Origin of the sequence: Streptomyces sp. NPDC047002, assembly GCF_040704505.1 — a bacterium.
Classification (GTDB): domain Bacteria; phylum Actinomycetota; class Actinomycetes; order Streptomycetales; family Streptomycetaceae; genus Streptomyces.
In genome coordinates, this window is record NZ_JBEYWC010000048.1 from 1 (window position 1) to 14,438 (window position 14,438).

11 protein-coding genes and 1 pseudogene are annotated in these 14,438 nt (G+C 72.0%); 10 read left to right on the forward strand and 2 right to left on the reverse strand.

Annotated elements, in window-relative coordinates:
- The 9 genes and pseudogenes from AB0910_RS29735 to AB0910_RS29775 all read left to right on the forward strand — a co-directional run.
- Positions 1-267, forward strand: a pseudogene (locus AB0910_RS29735) (hypothetical protein); the annotation flags it as partial.
- Positions 268-486: 219 nt separating this feature from the next.
- The gene (locus AB0910_RS29740) at positions 487-1,179 is read left to right on the forward strand and encodes a PAS domain-containing protein (RefSeq protein WP_366747761.1); all 693 of its coding nucleotides are present in this window, start codon (positions 487-489) and stop codon (positions 1,177-1,179) included.
- A gap of 277 nt (positions 1,180-1,456) precedes the next feature.
- A complete protein-coding gene (locus AB0910_RS29745) occupies positions 1,457-1,867 on the forward strand; it encodes a RidA family protein (RefSeq protein WP_366747762.1) in 411 nt (136 codons plus the stop codon).
- Positions 1,861-3,393, forward strand: a complete 1,533-nt coding sequence (locus tag AB0910_RS29750) for an AbgT family transporter (RefSeq protein ID WP_366747763.1) — start codon at positions 1,861-1,863, stop codon at positions 3,391-3,393. Before AB0910_RS29745 ends, AB0910_RS29750 begins: the two co-directional genes overlap by 7 nt.
- Positions 3,394-3,452: 59 nt before the next feature.
- Entirely contained in the window at positions 3,453-4,871 is a 1,419-nt protein-coding gene (locus AB0910_RS29755; protein WP_366747764.1) for an amidohydrolase family protein, read from the forward strand.
- The gene (locus tag AB0910_RS29760; RefSeq protein WP_366747765.1) at positions 4,868-5,989 is read left to right on the forward strand and encodes an alanine racemase; all 1,122 of its coding nucleotides are present in this window, start codon (positions 4,868-4,870) and stop codon (positions 5,987-5,989) included. Before AB0910_RS29755 ends, AB0910_RS29760 begins: the two co-directional genes overlap by 4 nt.
- A gap of 413 nt (positions 5,990-6,402) precedes the next feature.
- On the forward strand, positions 6,403-7,254 hold the full coding sequence (locus tag AB0910_RS29765) for an alpha/beta hydrolase (protein ID WP_366747766.1): 852 nt from the start codon (positions 6,403-6,405) through the stop codon (positions 7,252-7,254).
- Between the two features lie 382 nt (positions 7,255-7,636).
- Complete coding sequence (locus AB0910_RS29770; RefSeq protein WP_366747767.1) at positions 7,637-8,500, forward strand: formyltransferase family protein; 864 nt, start codon at positions 7,637-7,639, stop codon at positions 8,498-8,500.
- 641 nt (positions 8,501-9,141) lie between these two features.
- Complete coding sequence (locus tag AB0910_RS29775; RefSeq protein ID WP_366747768.1) at positions 9,142-10,419, forward strand: site-specific integrase; 1,278 nt, start codon at positions 9,142-9,144, stop codon at positions 10,417-10,419.
- A gap of 144 nt (positions 10,420-10,563) precedes the next feature.
- On the opposite strand, the gene AB0910_RS29780 is transcribed toward AB0910_RS29775, so the two are convergent.
- Positions 10,564-12,093 (reverse strand): UDP-N-acetylglucosamine 1-carboxyvinyltransferase, encoded by a 1,530-nt coding sequence (locus tag AB0910_RS29780; protein ID WP_366747769.1) that lies wholly within the window; start codon positions 12,091-12,093, stop codon positions 10,564-10,566.
- A 398-nt stretch (positions 12,094-12,491) separates the two neighbouring features.
- A complete protein-coding gene (locus AB0910_RS29785; RefSeq protein WP_235795776.1) occupies positions 12,492-12,698 on the reverse strand; it encodes a DUF4236 domain-containing protein in 207 nt (68 codons plus the stop codon).
- A 282-nt stretch (positions 12,699-12,980) separates the two neighbouring features.
- Between AB0910_RS29785 and AB0910_RS29790 the strand changes: the two genes are divergently transcribed.
- Positions 12,981-14,264: a carbohydrate-binding protein gene (locus tag AB0910_RS29790; RefSeq protein ID WP_366747770.1), complete on the forward strand. Its 1,284-nt coding sequence runs from the start codon at positions 12,981-12,983 to the stop codon at positions 14,262-14,264.
- Positions 14,265-14,438 lie beyond the last annotated feature (174 nt).

Here is a 14,438-nt window from a genome sequence, read left to right on the forward strand (position 1 = left end):
CGCGGCGCGCGCTTCGCGGTCTGGGGCGACGTGCCGGACGCGCAGACGACGGCGCAGGTCGCGGCGGGCATCAGGATGCCGCTCAACGCGCTGGCGCAGCGGCTGTGGGTGCCCGGCAGGCCGACCCTGAGCTGGAGCGCCTTCACGGCGCTCGCCGACCGGGTCGACGGCTCGGCGGGCTCGGTCGTGACCCCCGCGCCCAGCGCGTCCGCGACGGCCGGCGGCTCCCCGTCCCCCGCCCGCCCCACCACCCCGCCGGAGTCCTGAGACCGCCGGGGCCGCCGGACTCCTCGGGTACGCCGGTACCGCGTGGCGCCCCCGCCGCGCGGTACCGGCGTCGCGCCCACGCGGGCCGGGGCCGAGGGGGGCCCGAGGGGCGTGAGAGACTTCGGTGGACGACGGTTCAGCGCACCGCGGGGGCGCGAAGGCCAGGTGAGAGGGGCTTTTCGTCACGCGGCCAGGCGCACGCGGAGGGAAGGCAGCGCGATGGCTTCAGCAGGAGACGTCGGCGGGGCCCGGCAGCCCGGCGCCGATGCGGCGGAGGACCTCATGAGAGCCGTCGAGCCCCTCGTGGACGGCCTGGCGGCCACGTTCGGCCCGCACTGCGAGGTCGTGCTGCACGACTTCCGCCACCCCGAGAGCAGCATCCGGGCCCTGGCCGGGTCGGTGACCTCCCGGCACATCGGCGGCGCGATGAGCGAGATCGGCCTCGGGGTCCTCGCGCAGGGCGACCGGGCCGAGGACCGGCTCAACTACCTCACGCGCACCCCCGACGGCCGCACCGTGAAGTCCTCGACCCTCGTGCTGCGCACCGGGTCGGGACAGGTGATCGGGGCCCTGTGCGTCAACCTCGACATCACCGAGCTGCGCATCGCCGCCACCTCGCTGGCCGCGCTGGTCGGCAGCGCGTCCGAGCCGGAGGCCACCGCGACGACGTTCTTCTCCGACGACATCGGCGAGGTCATGGAGACGGTGATCGCGCAGGAGGAGTCCGCCCTCGGCCGGGTGCTGCCCCGGGACACCCGCAAGGGCAGGCTCGCCATTATCGAGGCGCTCGACGCCAAGGGCGTCTTCAAGCTGCCCAGGGCCGTCCAGCAGGTGGCGGCGCACCTCAACGTCTCACGGGCGACCGTGTACGCCGACCTCAGCGCCACCCGGGCCCCCGGAACGGGAGCGTGACGCGGCCCCTCGGCCCACCACTTCTTGACATCCTGTCCAGGTGATTGGAAAGTATGTCCAACCAGTCCCGGGGTGATGGGGGCGTGCGCGGTCGGCCGCGCACGCCCCCACCGGCTCCCGGGGCCTTCGCAGGCGGCAGCCGGACGGCGCATCTCCCGTGCGAGAACCGACGGCCGAACAGCGGTCAGCACGCGGTACCCGGGGCCCCGCCGACAGGAGCGGTCCCGCGCGCCGCGTCGCGCCCTGCCGCCCCAAGAGATGCCGAGGACTGCTACCCATGGACACCCGACCAGTCGCACCGAAACGGTTCGCCGATGCGCAGCACCCCTATTCCGCGACCCGGTCAGCCGCGGGCCTGATCTTCATATCCGGGCTGCTCGGCGTCACCGACGACGACATCGTGCCGGGAGGAATAGCGGCGGAGGCGCGACAGGCTCTCGCGAACCTCGGGGCGCGCCTTGAGGAGAACGGCCGCCGCCCCGAAGACGTCGTCAAGACCACGGTCCTCCTCGCGGATCTCAGCGATCGCGACGCGTTCGACTCGATCTACGCGGAATTCTTCGCCGAGCCCCGGCCCGCCAGGACCTGCTACGCGGCCGGCGCTCTCCCCTACGGCGCCCGGGTCGAGGTGGAGGCCATCGCCTCGGCCGGCGCTCCCCGCGAGGCGGGGGAGAGAGCGGCATGGTAAGCGTCACCGCGCCCGCGGGCCCGCGCGGACAGACCGCTCAGCGGCCGGCCAGGAAGGTCCCCGGCCCCCTGGTGATACTCGGCGGCCTGTTCCTGGCCATCGCGCTCACGTCCTCGGTTCTCGCGGCCTGCGGCGTGTCCTTCACGGCGTCCGGCGGCAAGGAGACGCCCATCCGCGGATTCTTCTCCGGCGAAGGTCTCCTCACCCTGCTGACCGGGGCCATCGACAACTTCGTCGGCTTCCCCGCCCTCGGGGTGACGCTGGTCATGGTCCTCGGCCTCGGCGTCGCCCAGGGGACCGGCGCGCTGGAGGCGGCGGTGCGGATCGCCTTCTCCCGCGTCCCCGCGAGAGTCGTGCCGTACGGCGTCGCCTTTCTGTGCTGCCAGGGACATGTGCTCTCCGACGGCTCGTTCGTCCTCCTGCCGCCGCTGGCGATGCAGATCTTCCGGGCCAAGGGCCGCAACCCGCTGACCGGTCTGGTGGCGGGGCTCGCCTGTGTGAGCGTCGGCTACGGGGGCGGCCTGATCTTCGGCACGTCCGACGTCGGCTACACGGCGGTGACCGAGAGTGCGGCCAGGCTCGCCGGGCCCGTGCACGGTTACGTCCCCGACACCGGGGTCACCATGAACTGGTTCATCACCTCCGTGATCGGCGTCGTGCTGCCGCTGGTGCTCGGCTGGATGATCGTCCACGTCCTCGAACCCCGGATGACGCCACTGCCCGCCACCGCGTCCCGGCCAAACGCCCCGGACCAGGAGGTCGCCGTCGAACGCCCGCAGTACCGCGGTGTGTTCGCCGGCCTCGCGGCGGTCGCCGCGTACCTCGCCGCCGTGGTCGTCTGGTGGCTGTGGCCCGGCAGCGTGCTGCGCGGCGACGGGGGCGCGCTGGTGCAGTCCCCCTTCCTGAAGAACCTGGTACCCATCCTGGCGCTCGCGTTCGTCGTCTTCGGCATGGTCTACGCCCGGGTCGCGGGCGTCCCCCGGGAGCAGCGCAGGCTTCTGCCGCTGCTGACGAACTCGATCAAGGAGATGTCCGGCTTCATCGTCATCGTGTTCGTGCTGGCGCAGGTGATCCTCGTCCTGACCTGGTCGAACCTCTCCTCGTACTTCGCCGTGGGGATCGCGTCGGGCCTCAAGGGCATCGGCGTCACCGGCTACCTGGCGCTGATCGCGGTGGCGCTCCTCACCCTGGTGATGAGCGTGTTCATCGCGGGAACCGCCCTGTGGGGGCTCGAAGCCCCGGTGATGGTGCCCGCGCTGATGATGACGGGACTCGCTCCCGCGGGCCTCCAGATCGCCTTCCGGATGGCGGTGATGTGGGGGTCCGTCATGTCACCGGCCAACGTGTTCCTGTACTTCACCTACAACGAGGCGCGCAAGGTCGACCCCGAGGTCACGATCGGCTGGCTGATCCGGCGCACCAGCCTCTTCGTCCCGGCCGCCATGCTGACCTGGTTCGCCGTGCTCGCCGTCTTCTACTTCACCGGCCTGCCGGTCGGCCCCGGTGTCGGCCTCAAGCTCGGCTGAGCCGCCCGCCGGCTCCGTAACGCCCGAGCCGTTCCAGCTCGGAGAAAGGGCCATCAGGCATGTACGACCTGGTGATCAGAAACGGCCGCGTCGTCGATCACGCCTCCGGCACCGACCGGTACGCCGACCTCGCCGTGGAGGGCGGACGCATCGCCGCCGTCGAGGACGAGATCAGCGCCCCGACGCGCTCGGTGGTCGAAGCGGACGGCTGCTACGTCCTCCCCGGACTCGTCGACCTCCATGTCCACCTCGACACCGGATACGGCGGCGACGCGGGCCACGCCATGCTCGCGCGGGCCGGAGTGACCACCGCGCTCGACCTGGGCACCCCGTCCGCCGCCGATGTGTTCGCCCTCGCCGACCGGTACGGCACGGGACTGACGATCGCGTGCGTGGTGCGCCTCGTCCCCGGCCTCCACCTGCCGGCCGCGCCGAGCCGCGGCGAGATCAGAGCGGCGTTCCACCGGGTCCTCGCGGACGGGGCGCTCGGGGTGAAGATCCACGTGGACTCCGGCTGGTCGGTGGAGAGCGCCGCGGCCATCGCCGAGACGGCCCACGAGATGGGGGTGTGGCTCGCGGTGCACTGCGGCACCACGAGCGCCGGCAGCGACATCGAGGGGCTGCGCCAGACCGTCGCGTACCTGGACGGCGGACCCGCCCACATCGCGCACGTCAACAGCTACTGCAGGGGCGAGCTCGGGACACCGGAGGACGAGGCCCGGGAGGCGGTCGCGCTGCTGCGCGGCTCGCCGCGGCTGTTCGCGGAGTCCTACCTCGCCGAGATCAACGGCAATGTCGCCGACTGCGAGAACGGGCTGCCCAAGGTGGCCAGGGTCGCCGAGTGGCTGGCCGGGGGAGGCTATCCGGGGACCGAGGAGGGGCTGCGTGCCGCGATCCTGGACGGCTGGGCCGCGATCCCGCTGCGGGACGGCGACCGCACGGTCCCGCTGTCCGGGCCCGCGGCCGTACGGGCCTGGGAGGAGGCGGGGACGCACACCGGGCTATGCCTGCCGCTCAACCCCGCCGCGTCACGGGTCCCGTTGGTCGGCTCCAAGAACGCCGGCGGTGCCTTCGACGTCGCGGCCATCGCCACCGACGGCGGCGGCATCCCGCGCAACGTCACCGTGCGCGCCGGCCTCTCCCTGGTGGAACTCGGCGCGCTGAGCCTCAAGGAGTTCGTCCAGAAGGCGTCCTGGACCCCCGCGCGGACCCTGGGACTGGAGAACAAGGGGACCCTCGCCGCGGGCGCGGACGCCGACGTCGCGGTCGTCGACCGCGTCTCGAAGTCCGTGGTCACCACCGTGGCCGCGGGGCACGTGGTGTACCACCGCGGCACGGTGATCCCCCGCCGCCCGCGGCTGCTCACCACCGGCCGAGCGACCGCCGCCGAGCTGGCGGACGCCACGAGGACGGACCCCGCGGCGAGCGGCCTGTACACCGGCGCGGGAAGACGAGAACAAGGGAGTGAGGCGGCGTGAACCGTCCTCTGGACGCATCCGAACTGCGCGAACTGGTCCGGGGCGAGCCGTTCGCCTCGGCCCTCACCCCGGCGGTCCTGATCGACACCGGCCGGGTACGGGAGAACATCGCCGTGACCCTGTCGTACCTCGGTTCCGCACGCTCCTGGCGGGCGCACGTGAAGACGGCGCGACTGCGCTGGACCGTCGAGGCGCTGCGGGAGGCGGGCGTCACCCGCTTCAAGGCGTCCACGCTCGCGGAGGTGGAGCTCCTGCTCGCCACCGGCGCGCGGGACGTGCTGCTCGCCCACCCCGCCGTCGGGCCGGCGCAGTGGCGGCTCACGGACCTCGCCGCGGCCCACCCGCGGGCGCGGGTCTCCGCCCTGGCGGACGACGTGCGGGCCGTGCGCGGCTGGCGGCGCGGCCCGGTGGCCGCCTTCCTCGACGTGGACAACGGCGGCGGCCGCACGGGCGTCCCGGTCAAGGACGCCGACCGGGCCGGCGCGGTCGCCGACGCGCTCACCGGGGCGGGCTTCGAGGTGCTCGGGCTCCACTCCTACGACGGCCACCTCGCCGACCTCCCGGAGGCCGAACAGCGCGCCACGGTCGCGGCCGACCTGCAGGACCTCGTAGGGCTCGCCGAGGCGCTCGAAGCCCGCGGCCATCCGGTGGGCGAGCTGGTGGCAGGCGGCAGCCACACCTTCGTCCCGGCCGCGCGCACCCCCCTGCCCGCGCCGTGGGACGAACGGCTCACCCTCGGTCCTGGCACGGTGGTCTACAACGACCTGCGCAGCCTCGCGCGGTTCGGCGACACGGGTTTCGGCTGCGCCGCCTTCGTCCTGTCCCGCGTGGTCAGCACGCAGGAGCCGAACGGGGTGACCCTCGACGCCGGGCTCACCACCCTCCAGGTCGACGGCGGCCGGCCGCACGCCCGGCTGGTCGGCGTCCCCGCGGAGGTCGGCGCCCCCTCCCAGGAGCACCTCAAGGTGACCCTGGAGTCCGGCGCGGCGCTCGGGCCGGGCGATCCCGTACTCCTCGTGCCGCGCCATGTGGACACCACGCTCGCCCAGTTCGACCGGGTGTACCTGGTGGGGGAGGGGCCGGTCCGGGTGGCCGAGACGGTGGTGCGGCCGTTCTGAGGCGGAAGAGGCCGAAGGCGTGACCGGCGGGGTGCGGGGAGCCGTCAGGGCTCGCCCCACCTCGCCGTCCTCGCCACCCGTGCCGTCAGGGGCCTGGGCGATGCGGCAGGCGGCGGTGACGACGGGCCTCGGCGGCTCCGTCCGGGGCGGGGCCCCGAGCGCGCCGCCGTCACCGCCGAGCAGGCGGAGGCCGGCACGGCGTGGGTCACCCCGCACACCGCCACCAGCTCCGAGCCGTGTTCGCCGGCATCAGGTGGAGCGGTGCCGGCGTCGAGAACGGCCGTCGGACCTGGAAGGATGTACGGGAGTCCAGGTCGTCCACCGCCCCGCCGAACCGCACCTGCGGCAACCCCGCCGGCGGCGCGGAGCGGCGGCCCCGTACGTACCACCGAAAGCTCGCCCGGGAGTGTGGCATGACCCCTGACGCGTCCCCCCGTCCCCTCGGCACGATCATGCCGGTGGCCGGTCACGACCTGCATGTGCGGCTCGACGGGCCCGCCGGCGCCCCGCCACTCGTGCTGGTGCACGGGTTCCTCGGCTCGCTGCGGTGGTTCGATCGGCTCGTGCCCCTGCTCGCAGGGGACTTCCGCCTGATCCGCTCCGACCTGCTGGGGCACGGTTTCTCCGGCAAGCCGCGGTCCGGCTACTCGCCCGAGGAACAGGCGGCCGTGCTGCGCGCCCTGCTGGACGAGCTGGACGTGAGCGGACCGGCGGTGGTCGGTTTCTCGCTCGGCGCCGACGTCGCCGTCGCCCTGGGTGAGTCGGGTTTTCCGCTGCGCAGGCTCGTCCTGGTGGACGAGGGACCCGACTATTCCCTGGCCACTCCGCCCGCCGTCAACAAGGTGCTGCGCATGCCGGTGGTTGGGCCCCTGCTCCACGCGGCCCTTCCCGCGTCCGGTTTCCGCCGGGCGGTCGAGGGATTCCTGGCGCCCGGCGCCTCCCTCGACTCCGTCTTCGACGAGCCCGCGCGAGTCGTCGGCGAGGCGCGGGCGGTCCCGTACGCGGCGTTCTCCGCCACGCAGGCGGAAAAGGAGAGATACGTCGCGGACATGCCGCTCGACGCGCGGGTGGCGCAGCTCGCACTCCCCACGCTCGTACTCTTCGGTGCGCAGGACCAGGTGTACAGGGCTCGCCCGTCGTGCGAGCGCTACGGCCTGCTGCCGAACGCGACGGCCGAGGTCATCGAGGACGCGGGCCACTCACCGGTCGTGGAGCGGCCGGAGCACACGGCGGACCGGGTGCGTGCTTTCGTGAGCGCCGGCTGAGGGACCGACGGGCCGGCCGCGGCGCAGCGCGCATTCCGCCGCGGGGCCCGGCGGGGAGCCGTCACGTGTACCGGCGCGTGCGCTTCTCCGGGCGCGCGGGAAACGCGCGCCTTTCGCCGTACGGGGTCCCCGAAGGCCCGCCGGACGCGAAAGGGCCGTCCGACGAGAAAAGGGCTGTCCGACGTGAAAGGAACCGTCCGACGTGAAAGGGCTGCCCTCTTTCCCGTACCGGGTCGCGAACGGCCGCGGGAACAGGAGGCACAGGGGAACGCCGGACGCGGTCCGGAAAGCCGCTACGCGGCGGGCGGCCGCCATGACGAAGAAACCCGTTGTGAGATAGGCCGCAGTGCGCTCCGCGGTGGAATCAGGGCACGATCGGCCCATGAGTTCCGCACCAGCACGCATTGTCGTCCTTTCCGCCTTTCCCGCGAATTACCGGCTGGTCGCCGACTGGGCCGAGCGGCACGGCCACGAGATCCTCCTCGCCGTCGCCCCTCCTGGCGGAGCCGGCCGGTACGGCGGCGGCGACCTGGCGGATGAGCTGGGGAAGGGCGTCAGCCTCCTCGTCACCGGCCGGCTGCGGACCGTGGCCGCGCCGCTGATCGCCTCGCTCGCCCCCGACCTCGTGATCTCCGCGGCGTTCCCCCGCCTGATACCGAAGGAGATCCTCGACGTTCCCCTGCACGGCGCGGTCAACCTCCACCCGACCGTGCTCCCCGCCGGGCGGGGTCCCAACCCCGCGCGCCTGGTGTACGACGGCGCCGGGACCATCGGGGCGACCCTGCACCGCACGGCCGCCGAGTTCGACACCGGCGCCGTGCTCAGCACGCGCGAGTGCCCGCTGCCCGAGCGGCTCGACGGCCCGACGCTCCTCGCCCGCTGGACGGACCTCTTCGCCGAAGTCATCGAGGAGGGCGCCGCGCGGGCGCTGCGCGGTGAACCCGGCGAGGAACAGGACCCCGCCGGCGCCTCCTACGCGGCGCCCTTCACGGCGGACGAGTTCGTCATGGACTTCACCGACACGGCGGAGACCGTCCGGCGCAAGGCCGCGGCCGTCAACGTCCTCACGACGCGGGCCACGGTGCGCCTGCCGGACGCCGAAGGGCTCGTCCGCGCGGTGGAGTTGGCGGACCACCTGGAGGGCACGCCCGGCACGGTCCTCGCCACGCACGAGGACGGCTGGACGGTGCGTGCGGCGGACCGCGCGGTGCGGCTGTACACCGAGGGTGCGCCCGTACGCCCCTGAGCTCCCGCCGAGGCCCGGCCGGACGGGGGGCGACGACGGCCGGGGCCGCCAAGCCTGGGCGAATTGAAGTCTAATGTCCCTCTGACCAGCTGTTTTGTGCTTCTGGCGCAGGTCTGCCTTTGCCGCCTGGATCGGTCCTTATCCAGGCGTTTCTGGCTGTTCCTGGCCGCTGTTGGTCACGCGTTGGTCATGTGGCCAGCCGTGGGTTCGGCCCTCGTGGGCCCTCACGCCAAGTGGATGCCCTGCTCGTGCGATGGCTCGTGTGGAGGTCGAGGAGTCCGTCATGCGGGGATTGGACGTGTGAGCGAGTCCCGCTTCAACGTGTAGCGGTCACCACGTCTCTGATCTGGCAAACGTACAGGTCAGGCGGAGCCCGACTCTGCGGGGTCGGGCTCCTGGTTTTTCCCCGTGCTGGGATGGGGTGAAGGTGCCCGTGCTGGATCTCGGACGGTGATCTGACCGGTGCGCGGGTGGCTGGACACAGAGCTCACTCTCACGCTTTCTTCACAGCCTCAGTGCCCCTTGCGGAAACAAATCTGCACCCACCCGACGTTTTCCATCTCTTAGCCGGGGAGGGAAGGTGTCGGGTCTGAAGCTGTTTCACACGACGAATAGCGGCGTGACTGAGGTCACGCCGCGTCTTGCTGCTACGTCGCCCGGAACGGTTCAACCTGGCCGGCTACATAGAAGACCGATGGCTGAAGAAGCGCCCGAACACGAAAACCGGCAAGCGCGAGCGCACCGCCATGTACGGCAAGTGCACCCGCTACCGAGTCAAGGGCATCTCCGGCGTGAAGGACCGGTCCTTCGACGCCTTTCAGGACGCCAAGACCTGGCTCGCCCAGGCCCAGACCGACGCCCGCCGAGGAGAGTTCGGCGATCCCCGCGATGGGGCCATCTCCCTCAAGGACTACATCGCGACCCACTGGTGGCCCACCCAGAGCGGTGACCCGTCCACGACCGAGCGGATCGAGCAGAGGGTGCGTCGGCACATCGTTCCCCATCTGAGTGCTCAGCCGCTCAACGCCATCGGCACGGAAGTCCTGCGTCACTGGAAGAGGCGGCTGGAGAAGGACCTCGGTCCGACCTCCATCCGTCTGGTCTGGGCGACGCTCTCCAGCGTCCTCCAGGCCGCCGTCGAGGACCGTCGCCTCGGACGAAACCCGTGCCGCTCCAGCACGGTCGGCCCGCCGGCCGCCACCCCCGGCAGGGTGGAGGCGTGGCCGCCCGAACGGGTGCTCGCGGTACGGGCGGCCATGCCGGACCGCTACCGGCTCCTCCTCGTGATCGGAGCAGGTCTTGGGCTCCGCCAAGGGGAGGCGCTCGGCCTCTCAGCGGACGACATCGACTTCGAGAAGGAAGTCGTGCACGTCCGGCGGCAGATCAAGATGGTGCGGGCGAAGCTGTGTTTCGCTCTCCCCAAGGGGCGCAAGGTCCGGGACGTTCCGCTGCCGTCAAGCGTGGCCCAGGCCATCCGGCAGCACATGGAGCAGTTCGCGCCGGTGCCGGTCACGCTGCCCTGGGACGACCCGACTCCTGCTGAGACGCCGGTGGAAGCCAAACACCGGCGGCCGAGGACCCACAGCCTCCTGGTGACAGGACGTGAGCGGAAGGCCGTCGACCGGAACTACTTCAACTCCTACGTGTGGAAGCCCGCTCTAGCTGCGGCGGGCGTGATCGCTCCGCTGGAGGAGAGCAGCGCCGACGGCGCTCGCGTGTGGGAGCCGTCCCGGGAGCACGGCTTCCACGCTCTGCGCCACTTCTTCGCCTCCGAGGAACTGGAGGCTGGTGAATCGGTCGTCTCCCTGGCACGTTGGTTGGGGCACTCCGATCCCGGGTTCACGCTGCGGAAGTACTCCCACTTCCTGCCCCGCGCCGGCGCACGGGGAAGTGCCGCCATCGACGCGATCTTCGCGTAGCTGCGGCCGCTCGGCAAAGCCTGTGGAGCTCGGCCCGTAGCCCGCCGCAGGCCCAAAGTCCCAGAGAAGTCCCACAGATGCCGCCGCACCCCATCCTGACCTGCTAAATAGCAGGTCAGGATGGGGTGCGGCGGCATCGTCGGGTCAGATGTCGCGGAAGATCTCGATCTGTGCGCCGACCGAGTTGAGGCGCTCCGCGAGGTCCTCGTAACCGCGGTTGATGACGTAGACGTTGCGCAGGACCGAGGTGCCCTCTGCGGCCATCATGGCCAGCAGGACCACCACCGCGGGGCGCAGCGCCGGCGGGCACATCATCTCTGCGGCGCGCCAGCGGGTGGGGCCTTCGACCAGGACGCGGTGCGGGTCGAGGAGTTGGAGGCGTCCGCCGAGGCGGTTGAGGTCGGTGAGATAGATCGCCCGGTTGTCGTAGACCCAGTCGTGGATGAGGGTCTGGCCCTGGGCCATCGCCGCGATCGCGGCGAAGAACGGTACGTTGTCGATGTTGAGGCCGGGGAACGGCATCGGGTGGATCTTGTCGATCGGCGCCTCCAGCTTGGACGGGCGCACCGTCAGGTCCACCAGCCGGGTACGGCCGTTGTCCGCCGCGTACTCGGGCGTCGTGTCGTGGTCGAGGCCCATCTCCTCCAGGACCGCGAGCTCGATCTCAAGGAACTCGATCGGGACCCGGCGGATCGTCAGCTGCGACTCCGTGACGACCGCGGCGGCGATCAGGCTCATCGCCTCGACCGGGTCCTCCGAGTGCGAGTAGTCGACGTCGGTGTCGATGGACGGCACGCCGTGCACCGTGAGCGTCGTGGTGCCGATGCCCTCGACCCGCACGCCCAGCGCTTCGAGGAAGAAGCAGAGGTCCTGGACCATGTAGTTCGACGAGGCGTTGCGGATGACCGTGACGCCGTCGTGGCGCGCTGCGGCGAGCAGCGCGTTCTCGGTGACGGTGTCGCCGCGCTCGGTCAGGACGATCGGCCGGCTCGGGGCGACCGTGCGGTCGACCTGCGCGTGGTAGAGCCCCTCGGTCGCGGCGATGTCGAGGCCGAAGCGGCGCAGCGCGATCATGTGCGGCTCGATCGTGCGCGTGCCGAGGTCGCAGCCGCCGGCGTACGGCAGCCGGAAGGAGTCCATGCGGTGCAGCAGCGGCCCCATGAACATGATGATCGAGCGGGTCCTGCGGGCCGCGTCGGCGTCGATGGCCTCCATGTCGAGGTCGGCGGGCGGCACGATCTCCAGGTCGACGCCGTCGTTGATCCAGCGGGTCCGCACGCCGATCGAGTTGAGGACTTCGAGGAGCCGGTAGACCTCCTCGATCCTGGCGACCCGGCGCAGCACCGTGCGGCCCTTGTTCAGCAGGGAGCCGCACAGGAGGGCGACACAGGCGTTCTTGGACGTCTTGACGTCGATGGAGCCGGAGAGCCTGCGGCCGCCGACCACCCGCAGGTGCATGGGGCCCGAGTAGCCGAGGGAGACGATCTCACTGTCGAGGGCCTCGCCGATACGGGCGATCATCTCAAGGCTGATGTTCTGATTGCCGCGCTCGATGCGATTGACCGCGCTCTGGCTGGTTGCGAGTGCCTCGGCCAGCTGCGTCTGCGTCCAGCCCCGGTGCTGCCTGGCGTCGCGGATGAGCTTGCCGATGCGTACGAGGTAGTCGTCTGCCATAGAGGAAAGGCTATATCACCTATGAGATAAGTGCCGAGTCGGGGTAGTCCGTCCGGGTGAGGCGCCGTGTCGCGGCCACCGTACGGGCGCGCGGCCCCGGAACAGGGATACCGGAACCCGCCCCGCCGACCGATCATCGACCCGCGCGTGTCGCCGCCGCAACCGGAAGCAAAGCCCGGTGCGGAAGGAGAGCGGAAGGAGACGGAGGAGGCTGGGGAGTGGGGGAGTGGCCGCCGCGCGGGAGGCGTCGCGGGGGCGGGGCTCCGGCGCCGCGTCCCTGCCTTCGCGGTACGTGGCCGATGCCCCCGGCTCCCGGCGCACGGCCCGGCGACGCCGACCGTCGGCGCCCGGTCCGGCGCCCCCGGCCCCGATGGCCAGCCCCGGCGCCCCGGCCCCGCTCAGTGCCCCTTGCGCCGCTTCGTCGTGGTCTTCCGCCAGCCGAAGGGGCCCGGCAGGTCCATCGACGTCGTGCTCCTGCCGGTGCTGCTGTGCGTGTGGCGCGGGCCGTGGTCGCCGCCGCCCGTGGTGACGGACCACGAGTGGCGGTTGATGTTGAGGCGTACCCCCGGGAGGATCCGGAAGCTCTTGCGGAACGTGATCGGCATGGCGTACCCCTCTCTTCCTTCGTGGTCTCCGTGTTGCCCGGGCCGCGCGGACCATGCCCCGCCGTGCGCGGCGGTGCTGACGAGCCGTCACCGCGCGGCGGCCGCGAGCGGTAACGCGATCGTCATGCCCCCGTGCCGCGAAGCCGCGGCGCCGGAGGTTCGATGGCTTTGGTCTAGTCCAAGTTATTGACGTGCCGGAGGGCGTGACCGATTCTGAGCTGCGTTCGCAGGTTCGCGCTGCGACCTCCGGCCCTCCTTTCCCACCTCACCGGGAGATCGCCCATGAAGCGTCTACGTGCCCTCCTCGGCGGCGCGGCAGCGGTCGCGCTCGCCGGCGCGGGCCTCGCCGTGGCGTCGCCGACCGCCTTCGGCTCGGCCGACGCCGCCCACACCGCCGCGCACGGCGCCACGGCGGGAGCGTCCACCGCCCGGGCCGCCGCGCTCAGCAACAGGTGGTACGCCGCCGCCCCTTACCTGATGCCCCTCGACAACACCCCGCCGAGCGCCACCCAGATCATGGACGCCTCCGGCCTCAAGGCGTTCCAGCTGGCGTTCATCCTCGCCCCCAACGGCGGCGGCTGCTCGCCCACGTGGGGCGGCACCGCGCCCGTGTCGAGCGACACCTCCGTCGCCTCGACCATCAGCGCCATCCGCGCCAAGGGCGGCGACGTCTCCGTCTCCATCGGCGGCTACGGTGGCACGAAGCTGGGCCAGGCGTGCTCCGACGCCGCGTCCACGGCCGCCGCCTACCAGCAGGTCATCGACAAGTACCAGCTGCACGCCATCGACTTCGACCTGGAGGAGCCGGAGTACGAGAACACCGCGGCCGTCTCCCACGAGATCGGCGCCGCCAAGATCCTCCAGCAGAAGAACCCCGGGCTCTACGTCTCCGTGACCACGGCGGGCACCGCGGCGGGCACCGGCTGGTTCGGCCAGCAGATGCTCAACGAGGCCAAGTCGCAGGGCTTCACGCCCAACAACTTCTCCATCATGCCCTTCGACGGCGGCTTCAACGGGGCGGCCTCGCAGACCTCGGCGCTCACCGCCTTCAACAAGCTGCTCCAGACCACCTTCGGCTGGAGCGAGGCCACCGCGTACGCGCACGAGGGCTTCTCCGGCATGAACGGCCGCAGCGACACGGGCGAGATCTTCACCCAGTCCGACTTCCAGACCGTGCTGGACTACGCGACCGGCCACGGCATGGACCGCTTCACCTTCTGGTCCCTCAACCGCGACCGGCAGTGCTCGCCGCCCGACAACAACGGCACCACGTCCGGCACTTGTTCGAGCGTGCCCCAGTCGGCGTGGGACTTCGCCAAGTACTCGGTGAAGTTCGCCGGCGCCACCCCGCCGAGCACCACGCCCACCGACCCGCCGACCGACCCGACGGGCCCCGGCGACCCGAACGGCTGCGCCGCCGCCGCGTGGAACGCCGCCACCGCCTACACCGCGGGCAACGAGGTCTCGTACGGCGGCCACGCCTGGAAGGCCAAGTGGTGGACGCAGAACGAGAAGCCGGGCAGCACCGGTGAGTGGGGCGCCTGGGAGGACGAGGGCGCCTGCTGACGGCGGCGCCGCCCGGCGCCGACCCCCCTGGCACGGCGGCGCGGCCCGGCGCTCCGGCCATGCCGCCGTGCGGGATGCAGCCGCAGTGCCGGAAGCCACCGCCGCGTCGCGCCGCCGTGCCGGGGGGCTCGCCTCGGCCGTGCCGGGGGCCGGCCGTGGGGGCCGGCAGGCCCG

Bases quoted from the DNA above. Each gene is read 5' to 3' on its own strand.
- AB0910_RS29780 (WP_366747769.1), bottom strand. From the start codon at position 12,093: ATGGCAGACGACTACCTCGTACGCATCGGCAAGCTCATCCGCGACGCC.
- AB0910_RS29785 (WP_235795776.1), bottom strand. From the start codon at position 12,698: ATGCCGATCACGTTCCGCAAGAGCTTCCGGATCCTCCCGGGGGTACGC.
- AB0910_RS29740 (WP_366747761.1), top strand. From the start codon at position 487: ATGGCTTCAGCAGGAGACGTCGGCGGGGCCCGGCAGCCCGGCGCCGAT.
- AB0910_RS29765 (WP_366747766.1), top strand. From the start codon at position 6,403: ATGACCCCTGACGCGTCCCCCCGTCCCCTCGGCACGATCATGCCGGTG.
- AB0910_RS29770 (WP_366747767.1), top strand. From the start codon at position 7,637: ATGAGTTCCGCACCAGCACGCATTGTCGTCCTTTCCGCCTTTCCCGCG.
- AB0910_RS29745 (WP_366747762.1), top strand. From the start codon at position 1,457: ATGGACACCCGACCAGTCGCACCGAAACGGTTCGCCGATGCGCAGCAC.
- AB0910_RS29755 (WP_366747764.1), top strand. From the start codon at position 3,453: ATGTACGACCTGGTGATCAGAAACGGCCGCGTCGTCGATCACGCCTCC.
- AB0910_RS29750 (WP_366747763.1), top strand. From the start codon at position 1,861: ATGGTAAGCGTCACCGCGCCCGCGGGCCCGCGCGGACAGACCGCTCAG.
- AB0910_RS29790 (WP_366747770.1), top strand. From the start codon at position 12,981: ATGAAGCGTCTACGTGCCCTCCTCGGCGGCGCGGCAGCGGTCGCGCTC.